This window comes from Mycobacterium sp. SMC-18 (genome assembly GCF_045310895.1).
Classification (GTDB): domain Bacteria; phylum Actinomycetota; class Actinomycetes; order Mycobacteriales; family Mycobacteriaceae; genus Mycobacterium.
In genome coordinates, this window is the sequence record NZ_JBJIAL010000021.1 from 51,825 (window position 1) to 65,832 (window position 14,008).

The 14,008-nt window shown below is 67.8% G+C and carries 12 protein-coding genes; 8 read left to right on the top strand and 4 right to left on the bottom strand.

The window, feature by feature from the left end; all coding sequences use genetic code 11:
• Window positions 1-151: 151 nt before the first annotated feature.
• From rplU to ACJH6J_RS18775, 6 genes are all read left to right on the top strand, one after another.
• Window positions 152-475 (top strand): 50S ribosomal protein L21, encoded by a 324-nt coding sequence (gene rplU, locus ACJH6J_RS18750; protein WP_020102181.1) that lies wholly within the window; start codon window positions 152-154, stop codon window positions 473-475.
• Between the two features lie 18 nt (window positions 476-493).
• On the top strand, window positions 494-751 hold the full coding sequence (gene rpmA / locus ACJH6J_RS18755) for a 50S ribosomal protein L27 (RefSeq protein ID WP_020102180.1): 258 nt from the start codon (window positions 494-496) through the stop codon (window positions 749-751).
• Between the two features lie 80 nt (window positions 752-831).
• Window positions 832-2,292 carry a GTPase ObgE gene (obgE, locus tag ACJH6J_RS18760; RefSeq protein ID WP_212812307.1) on the top strand — a complete coding sequence of 487 codons (1,461 nt, stop codon included), beginning with the start codon at window positions 832-834 and terminating at the stop codon, window positions 2,290-2,292.
• A complete protein-coding gene (proB, locus tag ACJH6J_RS18765) occupies window positions 2,289-3,410 on the top strand; it encodes a glutamate 5-kinase (RefSeq protein ID WP_406784472.1) in 1,122 nt (373 codons plus the stop codon). The genes obgE and proB overlap by 4 nt, the downstream gene beginning before the upstream one ends.
• 131 nt (window positions 3,411-3,541) lie before the next feature.
• On the top strand, window positions 3,542-4,165 hold the full coding sequence (locus ACJH6J_RS18770; protein ID WP_020102177.1) for a PIG-L deacetylase family protein: 624 nt from the start codon (window positions 3,542-3,544) through the stop codon (window positions 4,163-4,165).
• 4 nt (window positions 4,166-4,169) lie between these two features.
• On the top strand, window positions 4,170-5,477 hold the full coding sequence (locus tag ACJH6J_RS18775) for a protoporphyrinogen/coproporphyrinogen oxidase (protein WP_406784471.1): 1,308 nt from the start codon (window positions 4,170-4,172) through the stop codon (window positions 5,475-5,477).
• Here ACJH6J_RS18775 and ACJH6J_RS18780 read toward each other — a convergent pair.
• A complete protein-coding gene (locus ACJH6J_RS18780; protein ID WP_318985526.1) occupies window positions 5,453-6,292 on the bottom strand; it encodes an NAD-dependent protein deacetylase in 840 nt (279 codons plus the stop codon). The two genes, ACJH6J_RS18775 and ACJH6J_RS18780, sit on opposite strands and share 25 nt — an antisense overlap.
• A 58-nt stretch (window positions 6,293-6,350) precedes the next feature.
• Here ACJH6J_RS18780 and ACJH6J_RS18785 point away from each other — a divergent pair, with 58 nt between their 5' ends.
• Together ACJH6J_RS18785 and ACJH6J_RS18790 are read left to right on the top strand one after the other, a co-directional pair.
• Window positions 6,351-8,393, top strand: coding sequence for an NAD(+) synthase (locus ACJH6J_RS18785; RefSeq protein WP_406784470.1), 2,043 nt, complete (start codon window positions 6,351-6,353; stop codon window positions 8,391-8,393).
• Between the two features lie 129 nt (window positions 8,394-8,522).
• Complete coding sequence (locus ACJH6J_RS18790) at window positions 8,523-11,015, top strand: CocE/NonD family hydrolase (RefSeq protein WP_406804355.1); 2,493 nt, start codon at window positions 8,523-8,525, stop codon at window positions 11,013-11,015.
• An 11-nt stretch (window positions 11,016-11,026) separates the two neighbouring features.
• On the opposite strand, the gene ACJH6J_RS18795 is transcribed toward ACJH6J_RS18790, so the two are convergent.
• The 3 genes from ACJH6J_RS18795 to ACJH6J_RS18805 all read right to left on the bottom strand — a co-directional run bounded on the left by ACJH6J_RS18795 (window position 11,027) and on the right by ACJH6J_RS18805 (window position 13,895).
• The gene (locus ACJH6J_RS18795; protein ID WP_406804356.1) at window positions 11,027-12,610 is read right to left on the bottom strand and encodes a DUF222 domain-containing protein; all 1,584 of its coding nucleotides are present in this window, start codon (window positions 12,608-12,610) and stop codon (window positions 11,027-11,029) included.
• A 92-nt stretch (window positions 12,611-12,702) separates the two neighbouring features.
• The gene (locus ACJH6J_RS18800; RefSeq protein ID WP_406804357.1) at window positions 12,703-13,107 is read right to left on the bottom strand and encodes a hypothetical protein; all 405 of its coding nucleotides are present in this window, start codon (window positions 13,105-13,107) and stop codon (window positions 12,703-12,705) included.
• 92 nt (window positions 13,108-13,199) lie between these two features.
• A complete protein-coding gene (locus ACJH6J_RS18805; RefSeq protein ID WP_406804358.1) occupies window positions 13,200-13,895 on the bottom strand; it encodes a DUF2306 domain-containing protein in 696 nt (231 codons plus the stop codon).
• Between the last annotated feature and the right edge of the window lie 113 nt (window positions 13,896-14,008).

Genomic DNA, 14,008 nt, shown 5'->3' on the forward strand with positions numbered 1-14,008 from the left:
CACGTACCCTTGACCAGTTGTCGCCTGGCCGACACCGGCGACATGGAGAGCTGCGGACGCCCGCGCCGCTCCAACCTAAGACCCGCGCTCGCAGCCTTCGGGTGGCGCGCGCCCCGCAGTAGACGAAACGAAGAACAGAGGAACACCAACGATGGCAGCCGATAACGCCACGTACGCAATCGTCAAGACTGGTGGCAAGCAGTACAAGGTTGCCGTCGGTGACGTGGTCAAGATCGAGAAGCTCGACGCTGAGCAGGGCGCCTCGGTGTCGCTGCCCGTCGCTCTCGTGGTCGAGGGTGCGAAGGTCACCACCAGTGCCGACGCGCTGGCCAAGGTCGCTGTCACCGGTGAGGTGCTCGAGCACACCAAGGGCCCGAAGATCCGTATCCACAAGTTCAAGAACAAGACCGGCTACCACAAGCGCCAGGGCCACCGTCAGCAGCTGACGGTCGTCAAGGTCACCGGCATCAAGTAAGTAAGGGAGCGAACAGACATGGCACATAAAAAGGGCGCGTCCAGCTCTCGTAACGGTCGCGATTCAGCCGCCCAGCGACTGGGCGTCAAGCGTTTCGGCGGCCAGGTCGTCAAGGCCGGCGAGATCCTCGTCCGTCAGCGCGGCACTCACTTCCACCCGGGCGTGAACGTCGGTCGCGGTGGCGACGACACCCTGTTCGCCACGGCCGCCGGCTCGGTGCTCTTCGGCTCCAAGCGTGGTCGCAAGACGGTCAACATCGTCCCGGTCGAGGCTTAACCTTTTCCCACGAGGTGTGAAGCTGCCACGAGGTTTCGCCTCGTGGCAGCTTTTCTTTTTCTTGAGGGAGAGGACGTCAGATGGCACCCCGGTTCGTTGACCGTGTGGTGATCCACGCACGCGCCGGTAACGGCGGCAATGGCTGTGCATCGGTACACCGGGAGAAGTTCAAGCCGCTCGGTGGGCCGGACGGGGGCAACGGCGGCAAGGGCGGCAGCATCGTCCTGGTCGTCGACCCGCAGGTGCACACCTTGCTGGACTTCCACTTCCGCCCGCACGTCGATGCGCCGTCCGGTAAGCCCGGCGCCGGCAGCAACCGCGACGGCGCCGCGGGCGCCGATCTCGAGGTCCACGTGCCCGACGGCACCGTCGTGCTCGATGAGCAGGGCCGCATGCTGGCCGACCTGGTGGGCGCCGGTACCCGCTTCGAGGCCGCCGCGGGTGGCCGCGGTGGGCTGGGCAACGCCGCGCTGGCCTCGCGGGCCCGCAAGGCGCCCGGTTTCGCGCTGCTGGGGGAGAAGGGCGAGATCCGGGATCTCACCCTCGAACTCAAGACGGTCGCCGATGTGGGCCTGGTCGGTTTCCCGTCGGCCGGGAAATCCTCTCTGGTGTCGGCCATCTCGGCCGCCAAGCCGAAGATCGCGGACTACCCGTTCACCACACTCGTGCCCAACCTGGGTGTGGTGTCGGCGGGCGACAACACCTTCACCGTCGCCGACGTCCCGGGCCTAATCCCCGGTGCTTCGGAAGGCCGTGGCCTGGGCCTGGACTTCCTGCGGCACATCGAGCGCTGCGCCGTGCTGGTGCATGTGGTCGACTGCGCGACCCTCGAGCCGGGCCGCGACCCGATCTCCGACATCGAGGCGCTCGAGGCCGAGCTGGCCGCGTATACGCCCACGCTGCAAGGGGATTCGACCCTGGGTGACCTGGCCGAGCGCCCCCGCGCGGTGCTGCTCAACAAGATCGACGTGCCCGACGCCCGCGAACTCGCCGACTTCGTGAAGGACGAGGTGGCGGCCAAGTACGGCTGGCCCGTCTACGAAATCTCGACCGTGAGCCGAGATGGCCTGCGCCCGTTGACCTTTGCCCTGTGGGACATGGTCGCGGCATACCGTGCCGCGCAGCCGGTCGTGGCCCCGCGCCGGCCGATCATCCGGCCCGTCGCGGTCAACGAGACCGGCTTCACCGTCGAATCCGACGGCTCGGGCGGCTTCATCGTGCGCGGCACCCGGCCGGAACGCTGGATCGCCCAGACGGCCTTCGACAACGACGAGGCCGTCGGCTATCTCGGTGACCGCCTGGCGCGCCTGGGCGTCGAGGACGAACTGCTCAAGATGGGCGCCCGCGCGGGCTGTGCGGTGACCATCGGCGACGTCACGTTCGACTGGGAGCCGCAGACGCCCGCGGGTGTCGACATGCAGATGTCCGGTCGCGGCACCGACATTCGCCTGGAACAGACCGATCGCGTCGGGGCCGCGGAACGCAAGGCGGCCCGTAAGGAGCGCCGTCGGTCAGCGGAGGATGCCGAGGAAGACCTGTGACGCAGGGCTCCGGCACGGTCTCGGCGCATCGCGAGGCCGTGCGCACCGCACGCAGCGTCGTCGTCAAGATCGGCACCACGGCGCTGACCTCGCCCAACGGCATGTTCGACGCCGGCCGGCTGGCTACGCTGGCCGACGCCATCGAGAAGCGGATGAAGGCCGGATCGGACGTCGTGATCGTGTCGTCTGGCGCCATCGCCGCGGGGATCGAGCCGCTCGGCCTGAGCCGGCGCCCGACGGACCTGGCCACCAAGCAGGCCGCGGCCAGCGTGGGGCAGGTGGCCCTGGTCAACTCGTGGAGCGCGGCGTTCGGCCGGTATGACCGGACCGTCGGGCAGGTACTGCTCACCGCCCACGACATCGCCCAGCGCGCGCAGCACAACAACGCGCAGCGCACGCTGGACCGGCTCCGGGCGTTGCACGCGGTGGCGATCGTCAACGAGAACGACACCGTGGCCACCAACGAAATCCGGTTCGGCGACAACGACCGGCTGTCGGCACTGGTGGCGCAGCTGGTGGGGGCCGACGCGCTGATCCTGCTGAGCGACATCGACGGTCTGTATGACTCCGACCCCCGCAAGGGCAACGCGCGCTTCATTCCCGAGGTCGCCGCGTCGGGTGACCTCGACGGCGTATCGGCGACCGGGGGCAGTCACCTGGGCACGGGCGGTATGGCCTCCAAGCTGTCGTCTGCGCTGCTGGCCGCCGATGCCGGTGTGCCGGTCCTGCTGGCGGCCGCCAGCGACGCTGCCGCCGCGCTGACCGACGCGTCGGTGGGTACGGTCTTTGCGGCGCGTCCCGAGCGCATGTCGGCGCGGCGGTTCTGGGTGCGCTACGCCGCCGAGACGACGGGGACCCTGACGCTGGACGCCGGTGCGGTGCGGGCCGTCGTCGGGCAAAGAAAATCGTTGCTGCCCGCCGGGATCACCGCGGTCGCCGGGCGCTTCCACGGCGGCGACGTCGTCGAGCTGCACGGTCCCGACGGCACCGCGGTGGCGCGGGGCGTCGTGGCCTACGAAGATTCCGAGCTCGCGGGCATCATCGGCCGGTCCACGCCCGAACTGCCCGTCGAGCTGCGCCGACCCGCGGTGCATGCCGATGATCTGGTAGCAATTTGACGTCGACTTCGTGTGTATTTGGCTAGAATCGACGCCTCGTTCGGTGTTTTCCCTGCTGGAGAAGGCCTACCCATTAAATTAGGGTTATGCTGCCTTCGACACCTGACGCAGCAAACAGAATTGAGGGGGCGATGGCGAGACAGTCCGTGCTGGCGGTCGGCGCGCATCCCGATGACATCGAACTGGGCTGCGGGGGTGCGCTGGCAAAGCATGTCGCGGCCGGCGACCGGGTCACGATGTTGGTGGTGACCCGCGGCGAGGAGGGGCCCGGCGACTCGCAGGAGCGGGTGCGTGAACAGCTCCGCGCGGTGGAGGTGCTCGGCGTCCACGAACTGCTGTGGGGTCAGGGCTTCGGCGACTGCCGCGTTTCGCTGCAGGAGTTCGAGCTCGTCCACCTGATCGAAGACGCCATCGAAAAGTCTTCTGCCACAATCGTTTACACCCACACGGCCAACGACAGTCACCAGGACCACCGGGTGGTCTCGCGGTGTACCCTCGGTGCGGCGCGCTGGGTGTCGTCGATCATGACGTACGGCGGGCCGTCGGCCATCGGTTTCAATCCGACGGCGTTCGTCGACATCTCTGACTCGCTGGACAAGAAGATCGAAGCCCTGATGTCGCACGTGTCGCAGGCCGAGGCCAGCGAGAAGGTCAGTGCCTCGTGGGTGCGCAGTTCCGCTGAGCACTACGGCTTCCTGTGCCGCCGGGCATTCGCCGAGGGCTTCGAACCGGCCCGACTGGTCGTCGATTTCTGACCCTGTGCCGACCTTTCTCATTGTCGGCGCCGGCCCGACGGGTTTGGGCGCTGCCGTCCGGCTGACCGAACTCGGGGTCGACCATCTGGTGGTGGATGCCGGTGATCAGGTCGGCGGCATGGCCACGTCGGTGCGCGACGAACACGGTTTCACCTGGGATCTCGGCGGCCACGTGCTGCACAGCCACTTCGCGGAATTCGACCGTGCGGTCGACGCCTCGGGCGTGAAGATGAACGACGTCGCCCGCAACGGCTGGGTGTGGCTCGACGGCAGCGGGCCGCAGAGTCTGGTGCCCACGCCCATCCAGCAGCAACTCGCCGAGATGCCGACCGACCTGTACCCGGACGCACCGCTGCACAACCTCGCCGACTATTACCGCAACAATTTCGGTGGCAAACTTTTTGACGAGTTTTTCGGCCCCTACAACTACAAGATGTGGACGGCCCCGCTCGAACACATCGACCACGAATGGACATCGTTGCGCAGCGGCAGCGCCGCGCCGAACGTACCGCGCCTCGGGCTGGCCGGCTCGGCGCCGGCCCCCGCGGGCAGTTTTCCGTATCCGATCGGCGGCACCGGTGCACTGTGGCAGGGCGTGCACGACCAGATGCTGGCGCCCGGCACGGTGCGGCTGAATACCCGCGTCGTCGACGTCGATGTGGCCGGGCGGGTCGCGACGCTGGACGACGGCTCGACCGTCTCCTACGACCACTGCGTCAGCTCGGCGCCGCTGACGACGGCCTGGGGCTGGCTCGGTGGCGCCGGCGCACACGGGACGGCCGAGCGAAACACGTTGTGTGCCAGTCGGATCTACGCGGTCGGGCTGGGCTACCGGGGTGCGGCGCCGGACGCGCTGGCCGACAAGACCTGGCTGTACTGCCCGGACCTGGGCGTGCCGTGGTACCGGGCCACGATGCTGAACAACTACGACCCCACCAACGCCGGCGACGGCCGCTGGAACGTGCTGTGCGAGGTGCCGCTGCTGCCCGGACAGCCACTGACCGCCGACGACGCGGTGCGGCGTACCGAGGAATCACTGCGGGCGCTGGGGGCCGAGTCGGAGTACGTGGTGAGCCGGTTCGTGCGGGAAGTGCCGATGGGCTATCCGGTGCCGACCCTGGGCCGTGACGACATCGTGCGGACCGTCGACGAGCGGCTGCGCGCGCACGGCTTCTACAGCCGCGGCCGGTTCGGTGGCTGGCGCTACGAGTCGTCGAACCAGGACTACGGCTATCTGCAGGGCCGGGAGGCCGTGGACAACGCGCTGTCCGGTACTCCGGAGGATGTCTACTGGCACCCGGAGAGGTTCTGAGCGGCCAATTCGCCGGACAGCAGCGCGAGCATTTCCGAACAGCCACTCTCGATCTTCACCGTGGCCAGGTCGTCGCCGCGGGTGGTGCCGCGGTTGATGATCGCGACGGGCTTGCCGGCGGCGGCCGCGTACCGGACGAAGCGGTAGCCCGAGTACACCGTCAGCGATGATCCCGCGACCAGCAGCGCGTCGGCGGCGTCGACCAGGGCGTACGCCTGTTGCACGCGGTCTTTCGGCACGCTGTCGCCGAAGTACACGATGTCGGGTTTGAGGATGCCGCCGCAGCGTGGACAGTCCAGGTACCGGAATGTCGCGGTGTCCTCGACGGTGGCGTCGGCGTCGGGGGCCACGCCGATACTTCCGACCTCGGCCCGTTCGGTGAAACCGGGATTGAGCCGTTCCAGTTCGACGGCCAGCGCGGCCCGGGTCATGGTGTGTCCGCAGCTCAGGCAGACGACCTGGGCGTACGTGCCGTGCAGGTTCACCACCGTCTGGGAGCCGGCCTTGGTGTGGAGCAGGTCGACGTTCTGGGTGATGACGCCCGTCACCAGGCCCGCGCGTTCCATGGCGGCCACGGCGCGGTGGCCGGCGTTGGGCCGGCGTGCGGCCATGTGCCGCCAGCCGATGTGGTTGCGGGCCCAGTACCGCTGCCGGAAGGCCGGCCCGGACAGGAACTGCTGGATGGTCATCGGATTGCTCGGCGGCGAGTCCGGCCCGCGGTAGTCCGGGATGCCCGAGTCGGTGGAGATGCCGGCGCCGGTCAGCACGGCGAGACGCCGGTCGGCCAGCAGATTGACCAGTTCAGGAGCCTGCACGTCATCGAGGGTAGGCCGTCCACGGAGTTGCACCACGTGTCGATGCAACAATCGAGACGTGGACTTCTACTCCGCCTACCGACACGGATTCGTCCGCGTCGCCGCGTGCACGCACCACACCGCACTCGCGGACCCGGCGACCAACGCCGCGTCGGTGCTGCGCCTGGCCCGCGAGTGTCACGACGACGCCGTCGCATTGGCGGTGTTCCCGGAACTGACCCTCTCGGGGTACTCGATAGAGGACATCCTGCTGTCGGACACGCTGCTGGAGTCGACGACCGAGGCGCTGGCGTCGATCGTCGAGGCATCGGCCGACTTGCTGCCGGTTCTGGTGGTGGGCGCGCCGCTGCGGCACCGGCACCGCATCTACAACACCGCGGTGGTGATCCACCGCGGTTCGGTACTCGGCGTGGTGCCCAAGTCGTACCTGCCGACCTACCGCGAGTTCTACGAATCGCGTCAGATCGCGGCCTGCGATGATGCCGAGGGCACGATCCGGCTGAACGGTATCGACGTGCCGTTCGGCCCCGACCTGTTGTTCGCCGCCGCTGATCTGCCGAATTTCGTGCTGCACGTGGAGATCTGCGAGGACATGTGGGTGCCGGTGCCGCCGAGTGCGACGGCCGCGCTGGCCGGTGCGACGGTGCTGGCGAACCTCTCCGGCAGCCCCATCACCATCGGCCGGGCCGACGACCGCAAGCTGCTGGCCCGCTCCGCGTCGTCGCGATGCCTGGCGGCGTACGTGTATGCCGCCGCGGGGGAGGGTGAGTCCACAACAGACCTGGCCTGGGACGGCCAGACCATGATCTACGAAAACGGCGTGCTGCTGGCCGAATCCGAGCGTTTTCCGTGCGGCGAGCGACGGTCGGTGGCCGACGTCGACACCGAGCTGCTGGCCGCCGAGCGGTTGCGCATGGGGACGTTCGACGACAACCGGCGCACCTTCGCCGACCGGACATCGGATTTCCGCCGCATCGAGTTCACGCTCTCGCCGCCGGCGGGTGACATCGGCCTGCTCCGGGAGGTCGAGCGCTTCCCGTTCGTGCCGGCGGATCCCGCGCGGCTGCAACAGGATTGCTACGAGGCGTACAACATCCAGGTGTCCGGTCTGGAGCAGCGCCTGCGGGCGCTGAACTTCCCGACCGTGGTGATCGGCGTGTCCGGCGGGCTCGATTCCACGCACGCGCTGATCGTCGCGGCCAAGGCGATGGACCGCGAGGGCCGTCCGCGCAGCGACATCCTGGCCTTCACCATGCCGGGTTTCGCGACCGGCGATCGCACCAAGAACAACGCGACCGCGCTGGCGAAGGCGCTCGGAGTCACGTTCTCGGAGTTGGATATTCGGGACACCGCGCGGCAAATGCTGGGTGAGATGGGGCATCCGTTCGCGCGCGGTGAGGCCGTCTACGACGTGACGTTCGAGAACGTGCAGGCCGGGCTGCGAACCGACTTCCTGTTCCGGTTGGCCAACCAGCGCGGCGGCATCGTGCTGGGCACCGGCGACCTGTCCGAGCTCGGCCTGGGCTGGTGCACCTACGGCGTCGGGGACCAGATGTCCCATTACAACGTCAACGGCGGGGTGCCGAAAACCCTGATCCAGCATCTGATCCGGTGGGTGATCTCCTCGGGTCAGTTCAACGCCGACGTCAACGAGGTGTTGCAGTCGGTGCTGGACACCGAGATCACCCCGGAGCTCGTTCCGGCGACCGACGGTGAGGCAGTCCAGAGCAGCCAGGCCAAGGTGGGACCGTATGCACTGCAGGACTTTTCGCTGTTCCAGGTGTTGCGGTACGGCTTCCGGCCGTCGAAGATCGCATTCCTGTCCTGGCATGCGTGGCACGACGCCGACGCCGGTGACTGGCCGGCCGGCTTCCCGGACGACGAGCACGTCGCCTACTCGCTCGCCGACATCCGGCACTGGCTGAAAGTCTTCGTCCAGCGGTTCTACTCGTTCAGTCAGTTCAAGCGGTCGGCGCTGCCGAATGGTCCGAAGGTGTCCGCCGGCGGCGCGCTGTCCCCGCGCGGGGACTGGCGGGCGCCGTCGGACATGTCGGCGCGCATCTGGCTCGACGAGATCGACCGCAACGTGCCGGAGGCCTAACCGGACCGGCGTTCCTGACCCTGCAGTAGAAAACCTACTATTGGTATGTTTTTTCTGCGAAACCGTCAATATCGGAGCGTTCCTGGACTAACTTCCAGATAGTTGTCGCCAACTGTCGGGGAGGTAGTGATGTCTGCAGCACGCTATGTCGGTCGCGTTGGAGGATTGGCCGTCGCCCTCGGAGTGGGGTCGGTCATCGTCATCGGTGGCGGCGTGGCCTACGCCGAGACCGGGAGTCCGGGTGTCTCCCATGGCACGTCGAGCAGCGCGTCGCCGGCCGGTCAGGGCAAGGATGCAGCATTCAAGAAACCCAAGGCGGCCAAAGTCGCCAAGGCGGTCAAGGTGCCCAAGGCGCCCAAGGTCAAACCGCCCAAGACTGCTGACGCGAACGGCGGTTCCGAGCACCCCGCCGCGGCGTTGACGACCGTGGCGCCGAGCTCGAAAGCGGAGGCGTCCGCACCGGCGGCCCCGGTGGCGGCCGTCACTTCGTCGCCGGTTCAGGCGGTGCCGACGGCAACCAAGCCGCGCGTCGGCGGGGCGCCCACCGCGCCGGTGCAGTCACCGGGGGCATGGGTGCTGCTGGCGGCGGCGCGTCGCGAGCTGGGTATCGATCGGACCCTCGGCGTCGCACCGACGTCGGCGGTCAGCCCGTCGGACCCGGTGGGTCCGTCGACCCCGGTCAGCCTGACGGCCACGGGCACAGGCACAGGCACGGGCCCGGTCTCGACGCTCGCCACTCCTGGCCCCGTCGTCGAGTTCAACGACGGCATCATCCACGGCTCGATCGGGTCACCGCTGAGCGGTCCCGTCACCTACAGCGTCCTCGGCGGCTCGCCCGGCAAGGTGCGGATGCTCAAGACCGGCGATTTCACCTATCTGCCCAACTACGCCGACGTCACGTCGGGCACCCCCGAGCAATTCAAGGTGCGGGTGACGCAGCAGACGCCATTCGTCACCGCGCTCAAGCAGATTCCGGTGGTCGGTTCGATGGTGCCGAACCTGCTGGTGAATTTGCGCCAGATTCCCGGTGTCAGTGGGCTTTTGGCGCCGCTCATCGGGGCGTCCGTCGTTGTTCCCGTCGACGTCGACCTCGCACAGCTGGTGCCGGCGGGTACGCCCGTCGCCTACACATACAAGATCGCGTCGTTCGACGGCACGCCCATCAGCGTGAACTTCTTCCCGGCCATGGGCTTACACGAAGGTGACGTGGCCCCGACCGTCCTGTACGGCCCCGGCATGACGCGGCCGGGCGAAACCAACCCGTATGCAACAGGTTTCGTCGGTATCGGCACCTTCCGGGCCGCCGACTACAACGTCGTCACGTGGGATCCTCGCGGTGAGTACGCCTCGGGTGGGCTGCTGCAGCTGGACAATCCGAACTTCGAGGGCAAGGACGTGTCGTCGATCATCAGCTGGATGGCTGATCAACCCGGCGTGCAATTGGACAACGCGGCCACGCTCGACCCGCGGCTGGGCATGGTGGGGGTGTCCTACGGCGGCGGTATCCAACTCGTCGCGGCGGCCGGCGACAAGCGCATCGACGCGATCGTGCCCGGGCTCGCCTGGAACTCGCTGAACGACGCGCTGTACCCGCGTGGCGCGTTCAAGACGGCCTGGGCGTCGCTGCTGATGCTCGGCCTGGTGCAGACCGGCGCACGCATCAATCCCCAGATCTACGGCGGCATCATTCTCGGTGACCTGTTGGGCATCCTCACGCAGAGTCAGCGGGATGTGTTGACCAGCAGCGGTCCCGGCGAGCGCATCGACGACATCAAGGTCCCGACCCTGATCATTCAGGGCACGGTCGACGACCTCATCACGCTCGATCAGGCGAACACCAACGTCGAGATGCTCGCCGACAACCTCGACGCGAACGGTAACCCCGTGCCGGTCAAGATGATCTGGTTCTGCGGCGGCCACGGTGTCTGTCTCGATCCGGCGAGCCCCATCCAGAACCAGCTCCTGACGAGCGAGACCCTCAACTGGCTGGACCGCTACGTCAAGGGCAACACCGCGACCGACACCGGGCCGACCTTCCAATGGGTCGACCAGGATGGGCAGTTCTACGCATCCGACGTGATGCCGACCGACCCGAGTTTCCACGGCACCCCGATCAACTCGATCAGCGCCGGCGGCTTCATGCCCATTGTGCCGATCGCCGGCGGATCGGGTCCGCTCGGAAACCCACTGGGACTGGAGAATTCGCTGCCGATACCGACCAAGGCACAGAACGCCATCAACATCCCGCTCACTCTCCCCACCGGGACCACGCAACTCGTCGGTGCACCGACGGTGACGGTCGACTACTCCGGACTCGGAACCAGCCGGTTCGTCTACGCGCAGATCGTCGACAACAACACCGGCCGCGTCGTCGGCAATGTGGTGACACCCATTCCGGTGACGCTGGACGGGCAGTCGCGCCACGTGACCGTCGACCTGGAGGACATCGCCTACACGGCAGGGCCGGGGGACTCGCTGACCCTGCAACTGGTCGCCTCGACCACGCCGTACCAGAGCTTCACGTCGGCCGGGGTCATCAACGTGTCCTCGGTGGCGGTGTCCCTGCCGACGGTCGGTGCCGGCGTGGTGGCGGTCAACAGTGCGCCGCCGGTGGCCGTGTAGCCGCACCGGCTTCAGAACGGTGGTGAGCTGTCGCCGTCGATGAGTTGTTGGGCGAGTTCGAGTTTGGCTGCAGCGGTCGATTGCGACTCCAGGAGTTCGGCCCAGTTGAGTTTGCGTTCGAGCCGGGTACGTCGAGTGCGGTCGTCGATGCGGGTGCGCCGGCGGGCGGGCATCATGAGGTCGCGACCGGGCCGATCGCTGGTGGTCGCCGATGGTGGTGGCGCTGCGGTAGGGAAGTGTCTGTCGGGAAACAGGATTCGGCTACCGGGCACGGTTGTGTAGGTATGCCCGGTGGGTGCGGTCCACACGATGGTGCCGTCCGGGTTCTGGCGGGTGTGCCATCCGGTTGCGCCGCTGTAGAACGTTTTGACCAGGTGGTGCTTGCGGCACTTCGGGCTGAGATTGCCGGGATGCGTGGCTCCGGCCGGCCAGGGGATGGTGTGGTCGAGGTCGGCGTCCACGGCGGGGCGGTCGCAGCCGGGGTGCATGCAGGTGATGTCCCGCATCCGCACGTAGCGGTCGAGCGCGGTCGACGGCCGGTACCGCGGTTGCCCGTCGGCCGGAACCTGCGGCGTGGTAACCGTTTTCACGCTGGCGCCGCGGGCGGCCAGGTCTGCCATGACCACCGCGGGGATCACCGGCCCGCCGCACAGATAGCCGACCGCGCTCTGGTCGACAACAGGCTCGGGCTCAGGCAGAGGCGCGAGTGCCTCGGCGACCGGAGTGTCTGCCGTCACCGGCGGCGCGGCCTCCGGCGCATCGAGCAGAGGATCGCTGATCGGTTGTGGCGCAGCGCCAGTCAAGACATTTATGACGACGGCTGCGGCGCGCGGATCGGCTCCGGCTGCCGGGCAGTCGGGCTTGCCGCAGTGGCAGGGCAGCCGATCGCCACGGACGGCCAGGATGCCCAACGCGTCGGCGCGGCGCTGGGCGAGGCTGCGGGGATCGTCGTCGCAGACCTCGTAGGCCATGGCGGTGAGGGTGCGCTTGAGCAGTTCGGCGTCGGTGGTCAGCAACAGGCCCCAGACGGACGTGACGCCTGCGGGGTCACCGGGCTTGCCGAACTCGACATCGCGACCGCGGACGGCGTTACGGGTGCGACGCACCGCGGCCGGGTCGAACTTCTCGATCCAGCTGTCGATCTGCCGGATCGTGTCGGCCTTCGACAACGGTCCCCATTCGCGCGCGCTGCCGGCCATGGCGGTGTCGATGAGGGCGAGCGCTGCGGGGTCTTGCACGAACTCGGTGTGCCAGCAGATCAGGGTGACCAACGGAAGTGATAGGTCCCCGCGCGCCAGCAGGGCGCCGACGTGTGGGAGCCGGTCGCGCAGTGTGAGTCCGAGGTGCATCTGACTGGCGGCTTGCCAGCGATTGATCGTCAGGGCCGCGCCGATTTCGCACGCCGCGGCGTCCCAGCCGTCGCACGCCCACAGGTCGCGGTCCTCGTGGTCGATGCAGCGGCGGTGGGTGAGTTCGGCGATGGCAGCCAGCCGGCGGGCGGCACTCTGGGCTTCGGCCCGTGTTGCGCTGGTCATCGTGTCGACCAGGGAAGCGTCGTCGGCTTCCCTGGCTTCGATCACCAGCTCTTCGTACATATGTTCGATATTAGCGATCTCAACCGCTTCAAACTACGTGGCAGGCGCAGATTGTGGATGAATCGCGTTCTGTGGATAACTTGCCCCCGCGCTCACGCGGCGGCGAGCACGTTCGGCTCATCAAGGTCGTCGTCGGTCCGACGCTGGGACCGCGCGGCCGCATGCACCACCAGCGCGAAGGCGACGGTGATCGGGATGACCGGGCCGTCCATGCCGCCGGCGAGAACGGCGTCGGCCGTCGTGAAGGCCGGCGGCACGATCTGCGCGTACAAGGCGGCCGCCGTCGGGGCCGCGGCGAAGCCCCACAGCAGCCAGCGCCACTGCCGTTCGCGCGCCACATCGCCCGCGGCGCGGGCACGAAACACCCCACGCGCGGCGATCGCGAGCGTGATCCAGGCCGGTACGAGATGAAAGAGCGCGAGGCTGTGCGGGATCGGCGCCGGCAGCCGCACCACGAGGCCGGCGTAGGTGAGTGAGCCGGCAATCGCCAATCCCACGGCAGCGCCGTACGTCCACCTTGGAGCCGAACACCTTGGCGCCGAACACCTTGGCGCCGAACCGATTTGGGTGTCGGGTGACGATCGTTGCGTCAGCATGAAGCGAACACCGCGCTGCCGGGCGCGACGACGCCGAGGACGATGGAGCCCACACCGATGTTGGTCAGCAGATCGTGCTGCGGGATCAGTGGCTGGATGCCGATCCAGATCACGCGCAGCAACGGCGCCGTCATCATCAGGGCGATGCCGTAGGTCATCCAGGCCCGGTGCGTGATCACGTCGCGGCGGCGGATCGCGTAGACCGCGTACCACGCGCTGCCGAGGGTGCCGATTGCCAAGGCGCGCAACTGGGTTTCGAATGCCGGGCCGATGAAGTGCTGAGCCGGCGGCGTGAAGTACAGGAACACCAACGCGGTCAGCATGCTGACGGACATCAGTGCCAGATAGCTGCGGCCGATCCAGCGATGTACCACCGGCCGGCGGGTGCGCAGTCGCGACGAGAACTGAAACAGTCCCAGCGTCAAGGCAAGTCCGGCCAGCGTGGTGTGCACCATGAGCACCACGCGATGCTCGGCGTAGGCGCCGTGGCGTACCGACTCGACGGACCCGTCACCGATCGCGTAGTGATCACCGTTGATGGCGGTGTTGACGGCGTCCTGCCAGCGCGCCAAGCCAGGGGCGAAAAGTGGCCAGGTGTAATTGAGTGCCAGCGGTACATAGAAGACGGCGATGGCGACCGTGAGCACGAAGAATCGCCGTGACACCGCGATTCCCTTGTGACCGTCCATTTGAACGTCAGATTCTAGGACCACCCACGGCAAACCTGCAGTATTTGCTGAATCGCAACGGCTGCGTGGTTTTGGGCGGTGGCACCCTCACTCGCCGCGCGCAGACAGCTCGC

Coding starts and splice junctions, on each gene's coding strand:
- ACJH6J_RS18770 (WP_020102177.1), top strand. CDS start 3,542: ATGGCGAGACAGTCCGTGCTGGCGGTCGGCGCGCATCCCGATGACATC.
- rpmA (WP_020102180.1), top strand. CDS start 494: ATGGCACATAAAAAGGGCGCGTCCAGCTCTCGTAACGGTCGCGATTCA.
- obgE (WP_212812307.1), top strand. CDS start 832: ATGGCACCCCGGTTCGTTGACCGTGTGGTGATCCACGCACGCGCCGGT.
- ACJH6J_RS18805 (WP_406804358.1), bottom strand. CDS start 13,895: ATGGACGGTCACAAGGGAATCGCGGTGTCACGGCGATTCTTCGTGCTC.
- ACJH6J_RS18790 (WP_406804355.1), top strand. CDS start 8,523: ATGTCTGCAGCACGCTATGTCGGTCGCGTTGGAGGATTGGCCGTCGCC.
- ACJH6J_RS18795 (WP_406804356.1), bottom strand. CDS start 12,610: ATGTACGAAGAGCTGGTGATCGAAGCCAGGGAAGCCGACGACGCTTCC.
- rplU (WP_020102181.1), top strand. CDS start 152: ATGGCAGCCGATAACGCCACGTACGCAATCGTCAAGACTGGTGGCAAG.